Here is a 16,332-nt window from a genome sequence, read left to right as displayed (position 1 = left end):
TCAGTCAGGTGGTGGCGCAGCCGTCTCTCGCAGCACTTCGCGCGCCGGTGACAACAGCACGGCGTCGCGGGTGTCGGCGGCTGTCGCCTTGACATAGATCCCGGTGGTCTTGAGGTCCTCGTGACCGAGCAGCCCCTGCACCGCCGGCACCGGTACGCCCGAACGGATCAGTCCCTTGGCCGCGCTGTGCCGAAACGCATGCGCGGCCTCGCCAGGCTGCTTCGGAACGCCGGCGAGACGGATCCAGGTCTCGACCAGGTGATTGAGTGCGCCGGGGCGCAGCTGTTTGCCCGAGGTCAGCACGAACAGGCTGTCGGCCGGGTCGCGGGCGCCGAAACGGGCCTCCAGCTCGACCAGATAGACGTCGACCGCATCGACGGCCTCGGGCGGCAGCGGCAGGTTGCGCTGCTTGTCGCCCTTGCCGATGACCCTCACCAGTGTCTCGCCGTCGGGCTCGCGCCGGATGGAGCCGATGGTGAGGCCGCACAGCTCCGCGGCACGTACGCCGGTGGTGACCAACACCGCGAAGATCGCCCGATCTCGAGCCGGCCAGCGGCGCCGGTCGGTGCCTTCGCGCGGAGTCGAGGCGACCCGTGCCAGGCGGCGGAGCTCGTCGACGCTCCAGCCGGCCGGCAGCCGGCTGGGCCGCTCGGGTGCCTCGATACGCAGCGTGGGATCCACCTGCAGGTGTCCCTCGAGCTGCAGCCAGTGGGTGAAGAGCCGCAGCGTGCCGACGCGGCGCTGACAGGTGGCCGCGGCCGAGCTCTCCCGCAGCGACCTGTAGGCGATGCGTACGTTCTGGTCGTTCAGCGCCGAGATCGGGACCAGCGCCAGCACATCGGCATCAGGTTCGCCGCCCGCGTCGACATGCAGCTGCCTCGCCCAGGCGGCGATGTCCTGCCGGTAGGCACTGCGGGACTTGTCGTTGAGCCCACGGCGCGTGAGTGTGGCCCGGTCGGTCAGGAAGTCCTCGACGACATCGCCGAACATCACACCATCGTCAGGTACGCTCACATCCCCCGATATTACAGCCTTTTCGAACATTTCTGCGATAGGGGGTACTATCGCGGAATTCCGGCGAGATGGCAGACTCCAGCCGTGGCCGACACCGCTGTAACTCACCGCACCGAACACGTCAACGGAATCGACCTGCACTGGGTGGAGTCAGGGCCGGCGGACGGCCGGCTCGTGCTCCTGGTGCACGGGTTTCCGGAGTCCTGGTACTCGTGGCGCCACCAGATCGCCGCGCTCGCCGACGCGGGCTACCGGGCGGTCGCGATCGACGTCCGCGGATATGGCGGCTCCTCGAAACCAGGTGCCATCGAGGACTACCGGATGCTGCGCCATGTCGGCGACAACGTCGCCCTGGTGCACGCCCTGGGCGCCAAGACGGCCACCATCGTCGGGCACGACTGGGGCGCTCCCCTCGCCTGGACCACGGCTCAGCTGAGGCCGGACGTCTTCACCGCCGTTGCCGGTCTGTCGGTGCCGTTCAGTCCCTCCGGACGCCGTCGGCCCACCGAGGCGATGGCACAGGCCGGCGGTGCTGACGAAGACTTCTACATCTCCTACTTCCAGACCCCGGGTGTCGTCGAGGCCGAGATCTTGCCCGACGTACGCCGCTGGCTGCTCGGCATCTACTACTCGATCTCCGGTGACGGCGTACTCGCCGCCGGTGGGGATCCACGCGGAGCGCTCGGGCTGGTGCCGCGCGGCGACCGGCTCTCGGACCAATTCATCTATCCCACCGAGATGCCCGCGTGGCTGACCGAGGCCGATGTCGACTTCTACGCGCGCGAGTTCGCCGACTCCGACTTCTTCGGACCGCTCGCGCGCTACCGCAACATCGACCGCGACTGGGAGGACCTCGCGGCCTTCAGCGACGTGCCGATCAGGGTGCCGTCGCTCTTCGTCGCCGGCGAGTACGACGGCCCCGCGATCACTGGCCGCAGTCAGATCGAACGCTTCGATCAGACCCTGCCGGGCCTCACTCGCTCGGTGGTACTCCCCCGGTGTGGACACTGGGTCCAGCAGGAGCGCCCCGAGGAGACCAACCAGCTCCTGCTCGAGTTCCTGGCTAGCTCAGAGCCAGGCTGATCGCCAGGGCGACGACGGCGAGCAGCGGGATCACGCCCTGCTTGAGAGCCGCGCTGCGCTTGTCGGGCGAGGAGATGAACAGCACTGCCGCGGCGGCTGCCATCGAACCGGCTCCGGCGAAGACCAGGGCGGCGCCGACCGCTGCGGAGCACACCGGGTACAGGACGATGCCGACCGCCGTGACGATGGCGAGGAACAGGTTGTAGAAGCCCTGGTTGAAGGCCAGCTCCTTGGTCGCCTCGGCCTCCTCGGCGCCGATCCCGAACACCGCCCGCGTCTTCGGGGTCGTCCAGGTCAACGACTCCATGACGAAGATGTAGACGTGCACCAGGGCGGCCAGGGCGGCGAGCACCAATCCAGCAACGACCATCACAGACCTCTTCCGGGTTGGGTGCTCGAGCACCGGCTGAGGCTGACAGTAACCGATCCTCAGAACCGAACTGGGAACACCTCGGTGCGCGCCACGGCCGCGTCGCGCTCGGCGCCGAGTGCCGTACGCCGCTCGTCGTTCATGTAGGCGTCCAGCGAGGCCTGGTCCGGGAACCGGAAGAGCTGGACCTCGTCGGGCTGCCCGGGTGCGTCGTCGGCAAAGGCGCGGTGCACCACTTCGCCACCGTGCTCCGAGATCAGCGTCAGGACACGGTCCTCGTAGGCATGGAGGGCCTCGGCCTCTCCCCCGCGCGCCCACAGGAGACAGCACAGGCGGATCGGGTCTTCGGGTTCACCTGACATGACGGCCACCGTATCGAAGAGCCTCGCGCATGAACGCGGCCGACATCGGGTACCTGCCCGCAATGACGAGCTACGTCCTGGACATGGTGGGCGCCACGGTGGTGGTGCTCCTGGTCCTGATGGTGCTCGCGGCCGCAGCGGGCTTTCTGGTGGCGAGGCTGGAGAGACGGCGCGCACGCCGGGTCCACGACGATCTCGTCGAGATGCGTGACCAGCCCGGTCGGCATCGCCGCTAGCGCAGCCGTTCCCTCGGCTTCCCGGCACAGCTGATGCAGGTGCGTGCCACCGGGCGCGCCTCGAGGCGGCCCTCGCCGATCGGCCGGCCACAGTTCTCACAGGTCCCGTACGTGCCCGCGCTCACGCGCTCCAGCGCCGCGTCGATCTCGGCGAGATGCTCGCGGGCCTGGCGTACGAGCGCTTGGACCTGGGACCGCTCGAAGGCGATCGTGGCGCCCTCGGGATCGTGCTCGTCGTCGGCGTTGGTGTCGCGCGAGGCCGCGACGACGGCGTCGAAGTCGTCGCTCAGGTCTGCCAGGCGCGTGAGCGTCTGCCGGCGCTCCCCCTCGAGCCGTACGCGAGCTTGATCCATGTGGTCGACGGTAATTCGTTGGCCCATGCCACCGAAACCCGATTGTCTGGCTCCCGTGATCGAGGATCTCCGCATTCTGGCGCTGGTCGCCGCGACCATGACCATGGGCCTGATGGCGGGCTACTTCGCCCTCTACGCGCACACGATCATGCCGGGGCTCGACGCGACGGACGACCGTACGTTCGTCGGCACGTTCCAGGCGCTGGACCGCGCGATCATCAACCCCTGGTTCATGGCGAGCGGGTTCCTCGGCTCGCTCGCGTTCACTGCTCTGGCCGTGGCGCTGTCGCTGGGTTCCGATGTGCGCCGGCTGCTGCCGTGGGTCGTGGCCGCGCTGGTTCTCTACCTGGTCGCCTTCGTCATCACCATCGCGGTCCATCTCCCGCTCAACGACGCGCTCAAGGCGGCAGGATCACCGGACCGGATCGCCGACCTCGGCCAGGTCCGCGCGGCGTTCGACGAGGCGAGATGGGTCCGCTGGAACGTCGTGCGGACCCTCACGACGACCGCCGCGTTCGGATGTCTGGCTTGGAGCCTGGTTATCCAGGGTCGTCTGTCGGCCTGACCCTCTCGCCGAGACGGCCCGGTGGTGGCAGGATCTTCGCCATGACCGTGGTGCGACCGCATCGGCTGATGCGGATGAGCGGACGCGACCCCAACGAGATAGGTCGCTCCGCCACTCCCCTGGAGTTGCTGTTCGACCTTGCTTTCGTCGTCGCGTTCGCGCAAGCCGGCAACGCGTTCGCTCACCTGGTCGCCGAGGAGCACCTGGGCCCCGCTATCGGCGGGTTCCTGTTCACCGTCGTGGCGATCTGCTGGGCATGGATCAACTTCGCGTGGTTCGCCTCCGGGTTCGACACCGACGACTGGGTCTTCCGCGCTCTCACGATCGTGCAGATGGCCGGTGCCATCGTCGTGGCCCTCGGCGTGGCGCCGTTGTTCGAGTCGATCGACCACGGCGGAGTGCTCGACAACCGCGTCCTGGTCGGGGGCTACATCGTGATGCGCGTCGCGATGGTCGCCCAATGGCTCCGGGCTGCGTCGCAATCCCCCGCCTACCGCAATACCGCGCTCACCTACGCCGGTTCGATCCTCGTCGCGCAGATCGGCTGGGTGGGCCTCGCGGTCGCCCAGACGAGCTCGGTGGCACTGGTGGTGCTCGCGTCGGTCGTCTTCTACGGCGTCGAGATGATCGGCCCGATCTACGCCAAACGCCGCTGGGGCATGCCCTGGAATGCCGAACACATCGCTGAGCGCTACGGGCTGCTGCTCATCATCACGCTGGGCGAGGTCATCCTCGGAACAGTCGCGGCAGTGGCCTCCGCGGTCGAGCATGTCGGCTGGTCGCAGGAGTCGATCCTGCTCGTGGTCGCCGGCACGCTGTTGGCCTTCGGGATCTGGTGGGACTACTACATCATTCCGTTCGCGCACTTCATCGAGCGCCATCGACAACGGGCCTGGATCTTCGCCTACGGCCACATCATCATCTTCGCCTCGGTGGCAGCCTTCGGCGGTGGCATCCATGTGGCGGCGTACGTCATGGAGGGCGAGGCGACCATCGGCGTGCTCGGGGCGGTGCTCTCGGTCGCGATCCCGCTGGCAGTCTTCACGATCGCCTACTTCGGCATCTACTCAGCGCTGATGAGGCGCGTCGACATGCTGCACGTCAACCTGGCCGTCGGCATGCTCGCGGTCCTGGCGCTCGGGGTGGTCGCGGCAACAGCCGGTGTCTCGCTCGGCTGGTCGCTGCTGATCATCGCCGCTGCGCCGTACGTGACGGTCGTCGTCTACGAATCGTGGGGCTATCGCCACGTTGCCGCCGATGTCGAGGCTCTCTGAGACGTCCTCAGTCGAAGACCGACCAGCAGATCTCGTTGCGGATCCGCTGATCGTCGAGGACGAGCTCGCGGATGGGCTCCGGGAGCTGCTCACGCTGCCAGCGGCACTCCCGGCGCCCGGCCTCGATGGCCTCGCCGGACGGTGCGGCGTCGCGTACGGCCTTGATGGCGTACGCAGCCGCGCCCAGGTCGTGGGCCGCGACATGGGCGACCACGCCGGCCTGGCCGGCGGCGTAGGCCGCGTTGCGGGCGGCTCCGCGCAAGGGCCGGGCCGCGCCCATGGCGTGACCGCCGAGCGCGCGAGCCTCCATCATCTTCAGCTCACCGCGGGTCCAGGCACGCGCGGCCTCGATGGCCTCCCGTGGCCGCGGGTCGTCGGGGCACTCCGCCTCGAAGAGCGGGAGGACGTGCTCGGCGCAGGTCGCCGCCCACAGCGCGAGCAGCTGGTGGTCGGCGTCGGTGAGCGTGCCGCCGCGGCGGACCGTGATCAGGCGCGGGTCACGCTCCTTGGCCAGGATCATCGCTCTCCCCCGGTCTCGGGCCCGGTCTCCGGACGGTCGGGTCCGGGCCCATCGGGATGGGTGAGGTCGTAGGCGGCGGCGACCTTCTTCGGGACGCACAGGCGCCAAGCGTCGACGACGAACTCGCACGCCTCGACCGGGTCGAGCGCGGCCAGGGACGACTCCACCCAGTTGAACCGCATCTCCGACTCGCGTGGCATATGGAACCTGTCGGGCGCACTGGCGACCAGTGCGGCACGCTCCTCCTTCGGGAAGCCGAATCCCATCTCGGTCTCGTCCAGGGAGAAGGCGACGTAGACGATCGAGCCGACCCGGAACTTCAGCCGGCCGCGTACGAAGACCTCGTAGGACCGCTCCAGGCTCGAGCCGAGCCAGCGCACGTCGTCCACGGTTGCCATGTCCGGAGCGTAGGCGCAGACTCCCCCGAACGGCACCGGAAATTCGGGTCCGTCGTCCTCGCCGTCGCGACATCATGGCCTCATGGCGGTGAAGGTGGATCTGAAGAAGACGCTCGACAGCTATCGGGCACGTCAGGGTGAGTTCCGGGTGCTCGAGGTGCCGCCACTCCCCTACCTGATGGTCGACGGGCACGGTGATCCCAACACCGCCCAGGAGTACGCAGATGCGCTCGCGGCGCTCTATCCGGTGGCGTACAAGCTGAAGTTCGCCAGCAAGAACGAGGGCCGCGACTACGTGGTCCCACCGCTGGAGGCGCTGTGGTGGGCCGAGGACATGGACGCGTTCACCCGGGCGCGCGACAAGTCGCAGTGGGACTGGACAGCCATGATCATGACCCCCGACTGGGTCACCGAACAGATGTTCGACGAGGCGGTATCGAAGGTCGGCGCCAAGGACCGCCCGGCGAGCCTGGACAAGGTGCGCCTCGAGACGCTCACGGAAGGCACTTGCGTGCAGACGCTGCACATCGGGCCCTACGACGACGAGGGCCCGGTGCTCGAGGAGCTGCACGAGCGGTTCATCCCCGACAACGGGCTGCGGATGACCGGGAAGCACCACGAGATCTATCTGGGTGACCCGCGGCGGGTGGAGCCCGCCAAGCTTCGGACCATCCTGCGTCAGCCGGTCGTCTCCTAGGCTCCGCGAATCTCGGTGTACAAGTGTGGACTGAAACCCTTGTCAGCGTGACGGCGCTCACATTACTCTTCAGTAACTCGGGACGCAGCGGTCCCGCTCACGTGAGGAGAGTCCCCCATGGCTCAGCACGCATCGAGGCTGTTCGTGAAGCGTCCCGGCAAGCACGCCGTACGCACCCTGGTGACGGCTCTGGCCGTCGCCGCCGTCATGCCCGCGGCTCTGGCCGCACCGGCCGAGGCCGCCGACCAGAGCACCGCCGTCGTCTCCCGCCGCGTCCAGATCCCGGAGTTCTACAACCCACCGGCAACGCTTCCTGACGCCGACGGTGCGCTCGTACGCACCGAGCCCCTCCCCCTCGGCGTCGGCCTCTCGATCCCGGGCATCGGCTCGCTGCCCGGCACCGCGACCCGAGTCATGTACAAGACGACCGACAACAACGGCGCCGCGGCCGCGGTGACCGGCGCCTACATCGAGCCGTTCGCGGCTTGGAGCGGTGCCGGCGACCGGCCGCTCGTGGTCGTCGCGCCCGGCACCATGGGCCAGGGCGACCAGTGCTCGGCCTCGCTCGGCCTGGAGCGCCCGATCCTCTTCAACGGCAAGACCGTCTCGGTGGGCTACGAGGACATCGGGATCTACCGCCTCCTGGCGCGCGGCGTGGCGGTGATGGTCACCGACTACGTCGGCCTGGGCGCCACCGACCGGCTCCACACCTATGTCGACCGCGTCGACGGAGGTCATGCAGTCCTCGACGCCGCGCGGGCTGCGCGCGAGGTCCCGGACGCATCGGTGACCACCGGGTCGCGGGTCGCGCTCTATGGCTACAGCCAGGGCGGCGGCGCGACCGGGTCGGCCTCCGAGCTCGCCTCGACGTACGCTCCCGAGATCAATCTCGTCGGCGCCTACGTCGGTGCTCCGCCCGCCGACCTGCGCGCGACTGCGGTCGGCATCGACGGTTCGGCGCTGGTGGCGGCGCTGGCCTGGACCATCAACGGTCTCGCCCAGTCCAACCCGGAGCTGCGGCCGATCCTGGACGAGAACCTCAACGAGGCAGGTCAGGCGGCGCTGGAGGATCTCTCGACGGCGTGCGTCGCGGACGGGATCTTCGGCTACCCGTTCCAGCGCAGCACCAGCTGGACCAAGACCGGCGAGAGCCTCGACGACATCATCGAGCGCGAGCCGGCGGTGCGGTCGATCATCTCCGAGCAGAAGCTCGGGCACGTGGCCCCGCGGATCCCGGTACGCCTGGCCACCGGCACCCAGGACGACATCGTCCCGCACGAGCAGTCTCGGCAGCTGGCCGTCGACTGGTGTGGTCGGGGAGCGAAGGTGACCTACCAGGCGGTCATCCTGCCCAACCTCGGCGACGGGCTGGTCACCAACCATGTCACCCCGCTGCTCGTCGACCAGACCGCCGCGATCAACTGGGTCACCGACCGGGTCAAGGGCGTCGCCGCCGGATCCAACTGCGCGTCGATGCCCGTTCAGCCCTGAGCTGCTCGTAGCCGCACGGACAGGCAGGTGACGCAGCCTTCGAGCTTCTCGAACTCGGAGATGTCGACCTGCACGACCGTGTAGCCGCGCTCCTCGAACATCGCTCTGCTCAGCGGTGCCGAGGCGGCCATCAGCAGCGTGCGGTCGTCGAGGACGACCACATGGGAGCCCGCTTCCTCCGGGACCGGCAGGAACCGGGCTCCCCACACGCTCGGGTCGTCGACCAGCGGCTCGTGGCCGATGATGGTGCCGTCGGGGAGCGCGGTGACGGCCGACTTGAGATGGAGCACCTTCGTGAGGGGAACGGCGACGACCTCGGCGCCCAGCGGTGCGAGCAGTGCCCGGAGCTGGGCGATCCCCTCGGCGTTCGTACGCCCGCCCTCCCCCACCCACACGGTGTCGCCGTGCTTGAGCACGTCGCCGCCGTCGAGAGTCCCAGGCGCCTCGATGTGGGCGATCCGATAGCCCCGCGCGCGGACCGCGTCCTCGGCCGCGTCGATCTCCGGGCGCCGTTCCAGCGCACCCGGCCGGCTGATCACGGCCAGGTCCGCGAAGGCGACCATCGTGTCCTCGACGAAGACCGAGTCCGGGCAGTCGTCGGCGGGATCGACCTCGTGGGTGGTCCAGCCGGCGGAGCGCATCGCGACGACGTACGCCTCCCACTGCTCGTGGGCGAGGCCGACGTCGACCGGGGTCCGCTCGATGTGGGTGACGAGCCCCTCGGCGAGGCGGGGCGAGGGGCGGCGTACGAGAGCGTGCATGGGTGAAGTATCCCTACCCGATCCAGAACCGGAGCTCGTTGCCGAGCTGCTCGTCGAGCACGCCCCCGTTCTTCTCGATCACCCGCCGGGACGGCTCGTTGGAGGGGACACAGGTGAGCAGAGCGCGGGATACGCCGTGCTCACGAGCCTTCTCGAGGCCGAGCTCCAGCATGCGGGTCGCGTGGCCCTGGCGCCGCCACGGCGCGACGACGTGGTAGCCGATGTGACCGCCGTCGACAGCGAGGTCGGGGGTCAGCGTGTGCCGCACGACGAGGGTGCCGAGATAGTGCTCCTCGGAGACGTACCAGTAGACCGTCGACATCACGTCCCAGCGCTCCTTGTCGTAGTCCCTGGCAGCGACGAACGCCTCGAAGTCCTCGCTGGCCGGCCCGAGCCAGTCGGTGTCGGTGCCGCGCAGGAGACAGTCGGCCTGTTCGCCGGTGAGATAGGAGGTGCGTACGGCCGTCGTCGGACGGACCAGGCGAGGTGGTTCGTTCAGGGTGATCATCGCCGGTCAGGCAACCACACGGCGTGCCCCGAACGCACCAGGTTTTGGAGGAGCCCTGCGGGCTCACCCGATGGGCAATCGCCTGATCCGCATGGTCTCGTCGCCGAAGACAACGACAGCGCCGGCTAGAAGATCTTCCTCGACGTCGCCGAGATTATCGATGACCACACGGGCGATCTCGTGGACGCGTCGGCCAACCAGCCGTCGTATGAGGACGAATGAGGGTGACGTTGCGCGGGTTCTTGCCAGGAGCGTGCCGAAATCGGTGTCGGCAGAGACCAGGATGCGTTCGTCCCGTTTCGCGAGATCGAGTACGTCCGGATCCAACGTCCCGGCGAGTCCGAGCTGCCGAACGTGAGTGACATCGTGCCCTCCCGCTACAAGCAGGGGAACCAACTTCTCGGAGAGGTTCTCGTCGAGCAGTAGCCTCATGCGCTCGGACGTAGTGGTAGCTCGCGCTCACGCACAGCCTCAGCCGCGTAGCGAAGGGCCTCGGCCACATCTTCGGCGACCAGATCAGGTAGGTCATCGATGATCTCGTCGGCGGTCATTCCGTCCGCAACCATCGCGACGACTGTCGCCACAGGAATGCGCATGCCCCGGATCGTCGGGACTCCACCCATCCGATCGGGATGCACCGTAATTCGCTCGAAGGTCACACCCCGAGGTTACCTCTCAGTTGCGCACTTCGGCGCGAAGTATGTGCGTAGTTTGGTCTCTATGAGCGAGGACGAGGGACGCAGGATGTTCGAGCCGGAGTCGTGGGAGGAGCGCTACGCCGGCGAGGAGAAGGTCTGGAGCGGCAACCCGAACCCGCAGCTCGTCGCCGAGGTCTCCGAGCTGACACCCGGGACGGCGCTCGACGTCGGCTGCGGCGAGGGCGGCGACGTCATCTGGCTCGCGCAGCAAGGCTGGACGGTCACCGGCGCCGACTTCTCGGCCAACGGTCTGGCCCGGGCGAGGCGACATGCCGAGGACGCCGGGGTCGCGGAACGTACGTCCTGGTGGCAGGTCGACGCCCGCACCTTCGACGCCGAGGGCCGGCAGTTCGACCTGGTCACGTGCCACTTCCTGCACACCCCCAACGGGAGCATGGTCGACGTCGCCGGTCGCCTGGCCACCGCGGTCGCGCCCGGGGGCCACCTCCTCGTCGTCGGCCACGCGCCCTCCGAGGTCTTCGCGCGCCACGGCCATCACAACGCGATGTTCCTCGCCTCGGACCTGCTTCCTGGCCTCCCCGGGGGCTTCGAGCCGGTCGTCGTCGAACAGCGCCCGCGCTTGACCATCCGCGACGGCGTCCCGGTCCAGATCGACGACTCGACCCTGCTCGCCCGCCGCGCCCTACAGGAGTGAAAGGAATTTTCCTTCCACTCCGAGGGCAGGGTCCTCAGTCGCGGACCATCCTGCGCTCGATCCCGACCGGGTCGGCCTTGGTCTCTCCGTCGAGCCGGAAGCCCTGGCGTTCGTAGAACGCTGTTGCGCGCTGGTTGCCTTCGAGGACCCAGAGGTACGCCGCGGAACCCCCGACCGCGGCTTCGAACAGCGCATGGCCGAGGCCGGTGCCGTACCTCTCCGAGCGGATATAGAGTGCGGAGAGCTCGAGCGACGGCAACCCCGGGTCATCGTCGCGGGCAGGCCCGGAACTGGCGAAGCCCAGCAGTCGTCCCGGCTCATCGGCCTCGGCCACCAGGTTGGAGATCGGGCCGGTCTCGATGTTCGTACGCCAGCGATCGACCCTCACCGACCGGAGAGATCGCCGCTCGGCGAAGATCTGGTCGGGCATCAGGCCGGCGTACGCCTCCTCCCACACGTCGAGATGGAGGTCGGTCAACGCCTCGGCGTCATCGACGACAGCGGCCTGATCTTCATGCCCGGAGGATAGGGAAAAGCTCAGTCGAGACACCACTCGTTTCCTTCGGGGTCCTGCATGACGATGAAGCCGAGGCTCATCGGCGGGTCGGGCTCGTAGCGACGGACGCGGGTGGCTCCCAGCGCGACGACGCGCTCGCACTCTGCCTCGAGCGCGGCCATCCGCTCATCGCCCTGCAGCCCGGGAGCGGCGCGGACGTCGAGGTGCACGCGGTTCTTGGCGGTCTTCGACTCCGGCACGCGCTGGAAGAAGACGCGCGGACCGGTGCCGGCGGGATCCTCGATCGCCGAGGCGTTGTTGCGCTGGTCTTCCGGCACCCCGACGCGAGCGAGGAACTCGTCCCACGCATCCAGCGGGTCGCTGCCCTCGGGGATCTCGACCCCCGGTGGACCCGGGTGGACGTAGCCGAGGACGTCACGCCAGAACGTGGAGAGCGCCCGTGGGTCGTGTGCGTCGAAGGTGACCTGGAAGGTGCGGGTCTCGAGTGCCATGGCTCCACCATGACACCGAAACAGGACGGTCGGCGTCCGCTATCGGCGATGAGCGGGAGTTGGCAGACCGAGGCCCCGGCGCTCCTCCATCCGCCCCGCGATCATCGGGACCACGATCGCGGCGGCGACGATGTGGGTCAGGCACAGGACGCCGACGAAGGCCAGGTCGAACTCGAAGAACGGCAGCACGTCGGGGACCAGCGAGAGCCCGGTGAGCACGATCATGGTGATCTGGAAGGTCGAGCGGGGCATCGTGGCCACCCGGATCATCACCTCGGCGACGATGATGCCGATCAGCGAGCAGTAGACGGTGAGCATCGGGAACGCCGCGAGCGGTACGTCGCCCACGCTGCTGCCGAAGTCGACCCCGGCCGCCTTGGCGATCACGGCCATCAGGCTGGTGGCGACCGCGGCGATGGCGGTGGCCACCAGCCCGCGCGGCCATACCCGCGTCGGACGCTCCCGGACCGGAGTCACCTCCACCGCCGGCTGGGCCGGACGGGTCCAAGCGGTGTGCTCGGACTGCTCGGGCGTACGCCTGTGCTCGGGAACGTAGAGGGTCATCGCGGCTGCTCCTTCGTTGTTGCTGCAACCAACGCACACTAAGCGCGCCGCTCACCGCCGACCGCATCCAGATGCCCTCAAACAGGCGTGATTCCCGCCACCCGAACCCGTCCGGCTGCTCGAGCTCAGGCCCCGACGTACGCCGCCAGGTGCTCGCCGGTGAGCGTCGACTTCTTGGCGACCAGCTCGGCGGGCGTACCTTCGAAGACGACCAGGCCGCCGTCGTGACCGGCACCCGGGCCGAGGTCGATGATCCTGTCGGCGTGCGCCATGACCGCCTGGTGGTGCTCGATCACGATCACCGACTTGCCGGCATCGACCAGCTTGTCGAGCAGCGCCAGCAGGTTGTCGACGTCGGCGAGGTGGAGTCCGGTGGTCGGCTCGTCCAGGACGTACGTCCCGCCCTTCTCCCCCAGGTGCATGGCCAGCTTGATCCGCTGCCGCTCGCCGCCGGAGAGGGTGTTGAGTGGCTGGCCGAGCTTGAGGTAGCCCAGCCCGACGTCCTGCATCCGTCCGAGGATGTTCGCCGCCGGCGGCACCTTCGACTCGCCCTCGGAGAAGAAGTCGTGCGCCTTGGCGACGGAGAGGTCGAGCACCTCGGCGATGTTGAGCTCACCGAGGCGATACTCCAGCACCAGCGGCTGGAACCGCTTCCCGCCACAGTCCTCGCACGGGCTCGAGACGGTCTCCATGAACCCCAGCTCGGTGAAGATCATCCCGTTGCCCTTGCAGGTCGGACACGCTCCCTCCGAGTTCGCGGAGAAGAGCGCCGGCTTCACCCCGTTCGCCTTCGCGAACGCCTTCCGGATGGGCTCCAGCAGACCTGTGTACGTCGCCGGGTTGCTCCGTCGCGAGCCCTTGATCGCACTCTGGTCGACGAACTCCACATCGGTTCCGCGCGGGATCGAGTCGTGGATGAGCGAGGACTTGCCCGAGCCGGCGACACCGGTGACCACGGTCAACACCCCGAGCGGGATGTCGACGTCGACGTTCTTCAGGTTGTGCGAGGACGCCCCACGGATCTCCAGGTGGCCGGTCGGCGTGCGCACGCTCTCCTTCAGCGAGGCACGATGTCCCAGATGGCGCCCGGTGAGGGTGTCCGCCTTCGCCAGGTCGTCGAACGTCCCCTCGAAGCAGATCGTCCCGCCGTCACTGCCGGCCCCCGGTCCGAGGTCGAACACGCGGTCGGCGATCGCGATCGTCTCCGGCTTGTGCTCGACCACGAGCACGGTGTTGCCCTTGTCGCGCAGGTCCAGCAGGAGCTTGTTCATCCGCTCGATGTCGTGCGGGTGCAGCCCCACGGTGGGCTCGTCGAAGACGTAGGTCACATCGGTCAGGGCTGACCCCAGGTGCCGCACCATCTTCGTACGCTGCGCCTCACCGCCGCTCAGGGTCCCCGAAGGACGGTCGAAGGAGAGGTAGCCCAGCCCGATCTCGGTCATCGAGTCGCACAGGTGGAGCAGCGATCGGATCAGCGGGGCGACGCCCGGCTCGTTGATCCCACGCAGCCATTCGGCGAGGTCGGTGATCTGCATGGCGGCGACCTCGCCGATGTCGAGACCCCTGATCTTCGAGGAGCGGGCCGACTCGTTCAGACGGCTGCCGCCGCAGGTCGGGCACGGCGCGAAGACGGCCGCACGCTCCACGAACGCCTTGATGTGCGGCTGCAGCTGCTCGGGGTCCTTGCTGAAGACCGACTCGCGCAGCTTGGGGATGAGCCCCTGGTACGTCATGTTCATCCCGAGCGCCTTGATCTTGCCCTTCTCCTTGTAGAGGAAGTCGTGGCGCTCGGTCTCTGTGTAGTCCTTGATCGGCTTGTCACCGTCGAGCAGGCCCGTCTCGGCGAAGCCCTTCACCATCCAGCCGTCGGCCTTGTAGCCGGGCACGAGGATCGCGCCCTCGTTGAGCGACTTGGACTCGTCGACGATGGCAGCGAGATCCAGGTCGGAGACGACGCCGCGGCCCTCACACTTCGGGCACATGCCGCCGAGGTAGATCTCCTGCTTGATGACGTTCTTCTTGCCCGACTCCGTGACCGAGACACCACCGACCTTGGTGGTCGGGATGTTGAACGAGAACGCTGTCGCCCCGCCGATGTAGGGATCGCCCAGGCGTGAGAAGAGCTGGCGAAGCATCGCGTGGCCGTCGGTGACCGTGCCGAGCGTCGAGCGCGGGTTGGCGCCGAGCCGCTCCTGGTCGACCAGGATGGCGGTCGTCAGCCCCTCCATCGCATCGACCTCCGGTCGCGGCAGGCTGGGCATGAACCCCTGGATGAACGTCGAGTACGTCTCATCGATCAGCCGCCGCGACTCCGCCGCGATCGTGCCGAAGACCAGCGACGACTTCCCCGACCCCGACACCCCGGTGAACACCGAGAGCCGGCGCTTGGGGATCTCGACCGAGATGTCCTTGAGGTTGTTCTGCCGGGCCCCCTGGACTCGGATCAGGTCGTGAGTGTCTGCGCTGTGCTCGGGCTTGTGCTCGCTGTTGTGCTCTTTCGAGCCGGGGCCGGTCATGGCGATCAGGCTAGTCGGAGGCGTGAATCCAGGCCTGCACATTTCCGACTCACTTGACCTGCTGCAGCCGGATGGTGTTGCCGGCCGGGTCACGGAAGGAGCAGTCCCGCATGCCCCAGTCCTGGTCGGTCGGCTCCGACATGATCTCGCCGCCGCTGGCCTCGATACCGGCCTGGATCTTCTCGAACGCGGCGTCGATGTCGGTGGAGGAGAGCATCAGGCTGGCGAAGGTGCCCTTGGCCATCATCTCCTGGATGACCTGGCCCTCTTCCTCGCTGATGTTCGGGTCGGCGAGCGGCGGGTAGAGGACGACGCTCACGGCGGGCTGCGCCGGCGGTCCGATCGTGAGCCAGCGCATCGCCTCGTACCCGACGTCCTTCCTCACCTCGAATCCGAGCAGGTCGCGGTAGAACCTCAGCGAGGCCTCGGGGTCGGTGTGCGGAAGGTAGCTGTGGCAGATGTTGATGTCCATGGATCTCAACCTACGTAGGGGTCCGGCACCTTCGCTTCTTCATTCCTGATCGAACTGCGCCGGATCGGCCGGGTGACCTGTTTGGAGACGCACGGCGGGATCCCGCCGCCGCCTTCGGTGGCCTTCTCGCGGTAGACGCTCGGCGACATCCCGACGAGCTCGCTGAACCGCGTCGAGAACGTCCCCAGCGACCCGAAGCCGACCGCGAAGCAGATGTCGGTGACGCTGAGATCACCGCGCCGCAGCAGCGTCATCGCCCGCTCCACGCGGCGGGTCATCAGATAGGAGTACGGCGGCTCGCCGTAGGCCTTCTTGAACTCCCTGCTCAGATGGCCGGCCGACATGTGTACGCCGGCAGCGAGAGCCTCCACGTCCAGCGGCTGCGCGTACTCCCGGTCGATCCGGTCCTTGACCTTGCGGAGCAGCTTGAGGTCGCGCAGGCGCTGCTCCTGGCTCTGCCCACCACCGGTCTTCGTCGTCACCACAGGATCTTCGCATTTCGAGGCAGCCCATTTTGGGGAAGCCAGAACTCGTCGAGCCGGTGATGTCGAAAACGCGTGCTGCCATTCGTGGAGTAGGTGAAGGAACAAAACGCGGATAGGAGAAAGTCATGTGGGACACAGCTCAGCACTCCGAGAACACCAACGTACGCAGCTTCCCGATGTCGCACTTCCTGCCGTGCCCGCGGTGCGGCCACGAGGTGCACACCTACCTCGCCTGCAGCGACACCTGCGGCTGTGCCCCCGTCGTGATGCCGGGCAGCGTCCCGCTCGCCGCCTGATCCGGA

The 16,332-nt window shown here is 68.1% G+C and carries 24 protein-coding genes; 8 read left to right on the top strand and 16 right to left on the bottom strand.

From position 1 onward, the window contains the following. Nucleotides 1-1,014, bottom strand: coding sequence for a tyrosine-type recombinase/integrase (locus ABZY89_RS24785; protein ID WP_355231502.1), 1,014 nt, complete (start codon nt 1,012-1,014; stop codon nt 1-3). An 84-nt stretch (nt 1,015-1,098) separates the two neighbouring features. Here ABZY89_RS24785 and ABZY89_RS24780 point away from each other — a divergent pair, with 84 nt between their 5' ends. Then, nucleotides 1,099-2,097 (top strand): alpha/beta hydrolase, encoded by a 999-nt coding sequence (locus ABZY89_RS24780; RefSeq protein WP_355231501.1) that lies wholly within the window; start codon nt 1,099-1,101, stop codon nt 2,095-2,097. Here ABZY89_RS24780 and ABZY89_RS24775 read toward each other — a convergent pair. Both ABZY89_RS24775 and ABZY89_RS24770 read right to left on the bottom strand, forming a co-directional pair. Further along, nucleotides 2,078-2,467 (bottom strand): DUF1304 domain-containing protein, encoded by a 390-nt coding sequence (locus tag ABZY89_RS24775; RefSeq protein ID WP_355231499.1) that lies wholly within the window; start codon nt 2,465-2,467, stop codon nt 2,078-2,080. The two genes, ABZY89_RS24780 and ABZY89_RS24775, sit on opposite strands and share 20 nt — an antisense overlap. Nucleotides 2,468-2,526: 59 nt before the next feature. Next, entirely contained in the window at nt 2,527-2,829 is a 303-nt protein-coding gene (locus ABZY89_RS24770; protein WP_355231498.1) for a hypothetical protein, read from the bottom strand. A gap of 29 nt (nt 2,830-2,858) precedes the next feature. On the opposite strand from ABZY89_RS24770, the gene ABZY89_RS24765 reads away from it, so the two are divergent. Next, nucleotides 2,859-3,065, top strand: a complete 207-nt coding sequence (locus tag ABZY89_RS24765; protein WP_355231497.1) for a hypothetical protein — start codon at nt 2,859-2,861, stop codon at nt 3,063-3,065. Here ABZY89_RS24765 and ABZY89_RS24760 read toward each other — a convergent pair. Next, nucleotides 3,062-3,418, bottom strand: a complete 357-nt coding sequence (locus ABZY89_RS24760; RefSeq protein ID WP_355231495.1) for a TraR/DksA C4-type zinc finger protein — start codon at nt 3,416-3,418, stop codon at nt 3,062-3,064. The genes ABZY89_RS24765 and ABZY89_RS24760 overlap by 4 nt on opposite strands. A 55-nt stretch (nt 3,419-3,473) precedes the next feature. On the opposite strand from ABZY89_RS24760, the gene ABZY89_RS24755 reads away from it, so the two are divergent. Both ABZY89_RS24755 and ABZY89_RS24750 read left to right on the top strand, forming a co-directional pair. After that, a complete protein-coding gene (locus ABZY89_RS24755) occupies nt 3,474-3,983 on the top strand; it encodes a DUF1772 domain-containing protein (RefSeq protein WP_355231493.1) in 510 nt (169 codons plus the stop codon). A gap of 41 nt (nt 3,984-4,024) precedes the next feature. After that, a complete protein-coding gene (locus ABZY89_RS24750) occupies nt 4,025-5,257 on the top strand; it encodes a low temperature requirement protein A (RefSeq protein ID WP_355231491.1) in 1,233 nt (410 codons plus the stop codon). A 7-nt stretch (nt 5,258-5,264) separates the two neighbouring features. On the opposite strand, the gene ABZY89_RS24745 is transcribed toward ABZY89_RS24750, so the two are convergent. Together ABZY89_RS24745 and ABZY89_RS24740 are read right to left on the bottom strand one after the other, a co-directional pair. Beyond that, nucleotides 5,265-5,777 carry a putative immunity protein gene (locus ABZY89_RS24745; protein ID WP_355231489.1) on the bottom strand — a complete coding sequence of 171 codons (513 nt, stop codon included), beginning with the start codon at nt 5,775-5,777 and terminating at the stop codon, nt 5,265-5,267. Further along, nucleotides 5,774-6,175: an MmcQ/YjbR family DNA-binding protein gene (locus ABZY89_RS24740; protein WP_355231487.1), complete on the bottom strand. Its 402-nt coding sequence runs from the start codon at nt 6,173-6,175 to the stop codon at nt 5,774-5,776. The genes ABZY89_RS24745 and ABZY89_RS24740 overlap by 4 nt, the downstream gene beginning before the upstream one ends. A gap of 82 nt (nt 6,176-6,257) precedes the next feature. Here ABZY89_RS24740 and ABZY89_RS24735 point away from each other — a divergent pair, with 82 nt between their 5' ends. Both ABZY89_RS24735 and ABZY89_RS24730 read left to right on the top strand, forming a co-directional pair. Next, nucleotides 6,258-6,872 carry a GyrI-like domain-containing protein gene (locus ABZY89_RS24735; protein WP_355231486.1) on the top strand — a complete coding sequence of 205 codons (615 nt, stop codon included), beginning with the start codon at nt 6,258-6,260 and terminating at the stop codon, nt 6,870-6,872. 117 nt (nt 6,873-6,989) lie between these two features. Then, on the top strand, nt 6,990-8,363 hold the full coding sequence (locus ABZY89_RS24730; protein ID WP_355231484.1) for a lipase family protein: 1,374 nt from the start codon (nt 6,990-6,992) through the stop codon (nt 8,361-8,363). On the opposite strand, the gene ddaH is transcribed toward ABZY89_RS24730, so the two are convergent. The 4 genes from ddaH to ABZY89_RS24710 all read right to left on the bottom strand — a co-directional run bounded on the left by ddaH (nt 8,354) and on the right by ABZY89_RS24710 (nt 10,291). Then, nucleotides 8,354-9,124, bottom strand: coding sequence for a dimethylargininase (gene ddaH / locus ABZY89_RS24725; protein WP_355231482.1), 771 nt, complete (start codon nt 9,122-9,124; stop codon nt 8,354-8,356). The two genes, ABZY89_RS24730 and ddaH, sit on opposite strands and share 10 nt — an antisense overlap. Nucleotides 9,125-9,137: 13 nt before the next feature. Continuing rightward, nucleotides 9,138-9,632 (bottom strand): GNAT family N-acetyltransferase, encoded by a 495-nt coding sequence (locus ABZY89_RS24720; protein ID WP_355231481.1) that lies wholly within the window; start codon nt 9,630-9,632, stop codon nt 9,138-9,140. A gap of 63 nt (nt 9,633-9,695) precedes the next feature. Further along, nucleotides 9,696-10,064, bottom strand: coding sequence for a DUF5615 family PIN-like protein (locus ABZY89_RS24715; protein ID WP_355231480.1), 369 nt, complete (start codon nt 10,062-10,064; stop codon nt 9,696-9,698). Next, nucleotides 10,061-10,291 carry a DUF433 domain-containing protein gene (locus ABZY89_RS24710; protein WP_355231478.1) on the bottom strand — a complete coding sequence of 77 codons (231 nt, stop codon included), beginning with the start codon at nt 10,289-10,291 and terminating at the stop codon, nt 10,061-10,063. The genes ABZY89_RS24715 and ABZY89_RS24710 overlap by 4 nt, the downstream gene beginning before the upstream one ends. A 61-nt stretch (nt 10,292-10,352) precedes the next feature. On the opposite strand from ABZY89_RS24710, the gene ABZY89_RS24705 reads away from it, so the two are divergent. Beyond that, nucleotides 10,353-10,985 (top strand): class I SAM-dependent methyltransferase, encoded by a 633-nt coding sequence (locus tag ABZY89_RS24705; protein ID WP_355231476.1) that lies wholly within the window; start codon nt 10,353-10,355, stop codon nt 10,983-10,985. A 34-nt stretch (nt 10,986-11,019) separates the two neighbouring features. Here the strand turns inward: ABZY89_RS24705 and ABZY89_RS24700 are convergent, their stop codons facing one another. The 6 genes from ABZY89_RS24700 to ABZY89_RS24675 form a co-directional block, all read right to left on the bottom strand. After that, nucleotides 11,020-11,463 carry a GNAT family N-acetyltransferase gene (locus ABZY89_RS24700; protein ID WP_355231475.1) on the bottom strand — a complete coding sequence of 148 codons (444 nt, stop codon included), beginning with the start codon at nt 11,461-11,463 and terminating at the stop codon, nt 11,020-11,022. A gap of 59 nt (nt 11,464-11,522) precedes the next feature. Beyond that, nucleotides 11,523-11,993, bottom strand: coding sequence for a VOC family protein (locus tag ABZY89_RS24695; protein WP_355231473.1), 471 nt, complete (start codon nt 11,991-11,993; stop codon nt 11,523-11,525). A gap of 39 nt (nt 11,994-12,032) precedes the next feature. Next, nucleotides 12,033-12,557, bottom strand: a complete 525-nt coding sequence (locus ABZY89_RS24690) for a DUF6069 family protein (RefSeq protein WP_355231471.1) — start codon at nt 12,555-12,557, stop codon at nt 12,033-12,035. Nucleotides 12,558-12,682: 125 nt separating this feature from the next. Continuing rightward, the gene (locus ABZY89_RS24685; RefSeq protein WP_355231469.1) at nt 12,683-15,073 is read right to left on the bottom strand and encodes an excinuclease ABC subunit UvrA; all 2,391 of its coding nucleotides are present in this window, start codon (nt 15,071-15,073) and stop codon (nt 12,683-12,685) included. 49 nt (nt 15,074-15,122) lie between these two features. Beyond that, a complete protein-coding gene (locus tag ABZY89_RS24680; protein WP_355231468.1) occupies nt 15,123-15,545 on the bottom strand; it encodes a VOC family protein in 423 nt (140 codons plus the stop codon). Between the two features lie 5 nt (nt 15,546-15,550). Further along, nucleotides 15,551-16,027, bottom strand: a complete 477-nt coding sequence (locus ABZY89_RS24675) for an AraC family transcriptional regulator (RefSeq protein WP_355231466.1) — start codon at nt 16,025-16,027, stop codon at nt 15,551-15,553. A gap of 128 nt (nt 16,028-16,155) precedes the next feature. Between ABZY89_RS24675 and ABZY89_RS24670 the strand changes: the two genes are divergently transcribed. Beyond that, the gene (locus tag ABZY89_RS24670; protein ID WP_201451019.1) at nt 16,156-16,326 is read left to right on the top strand and encodes a hypothetical protein; all 171 of its coding nucleotides are present in this window, start codon (nt 16,156-16,158) and stop codon (nt 16,324-16,326) included. The last annotated feature ends 6 nt before the right edge of the window (nt 16,327-16,332 follow it).

It is taken from the genome of Nocardioides sp. NPDC006303 (assembly GCF_040613175.1).
In the GTDB taxonomy this organism is placed as follows: domain Bacteria; phylum Actinomycetota; class Actinomycetes; order Propionibacteriales; family Nocardioidaceae; genus Nocardioides.
Note: the sequence above shows the minus strand (reverse complement) of the source record. Positions and strands in the feature narration are given on the sequence as shown.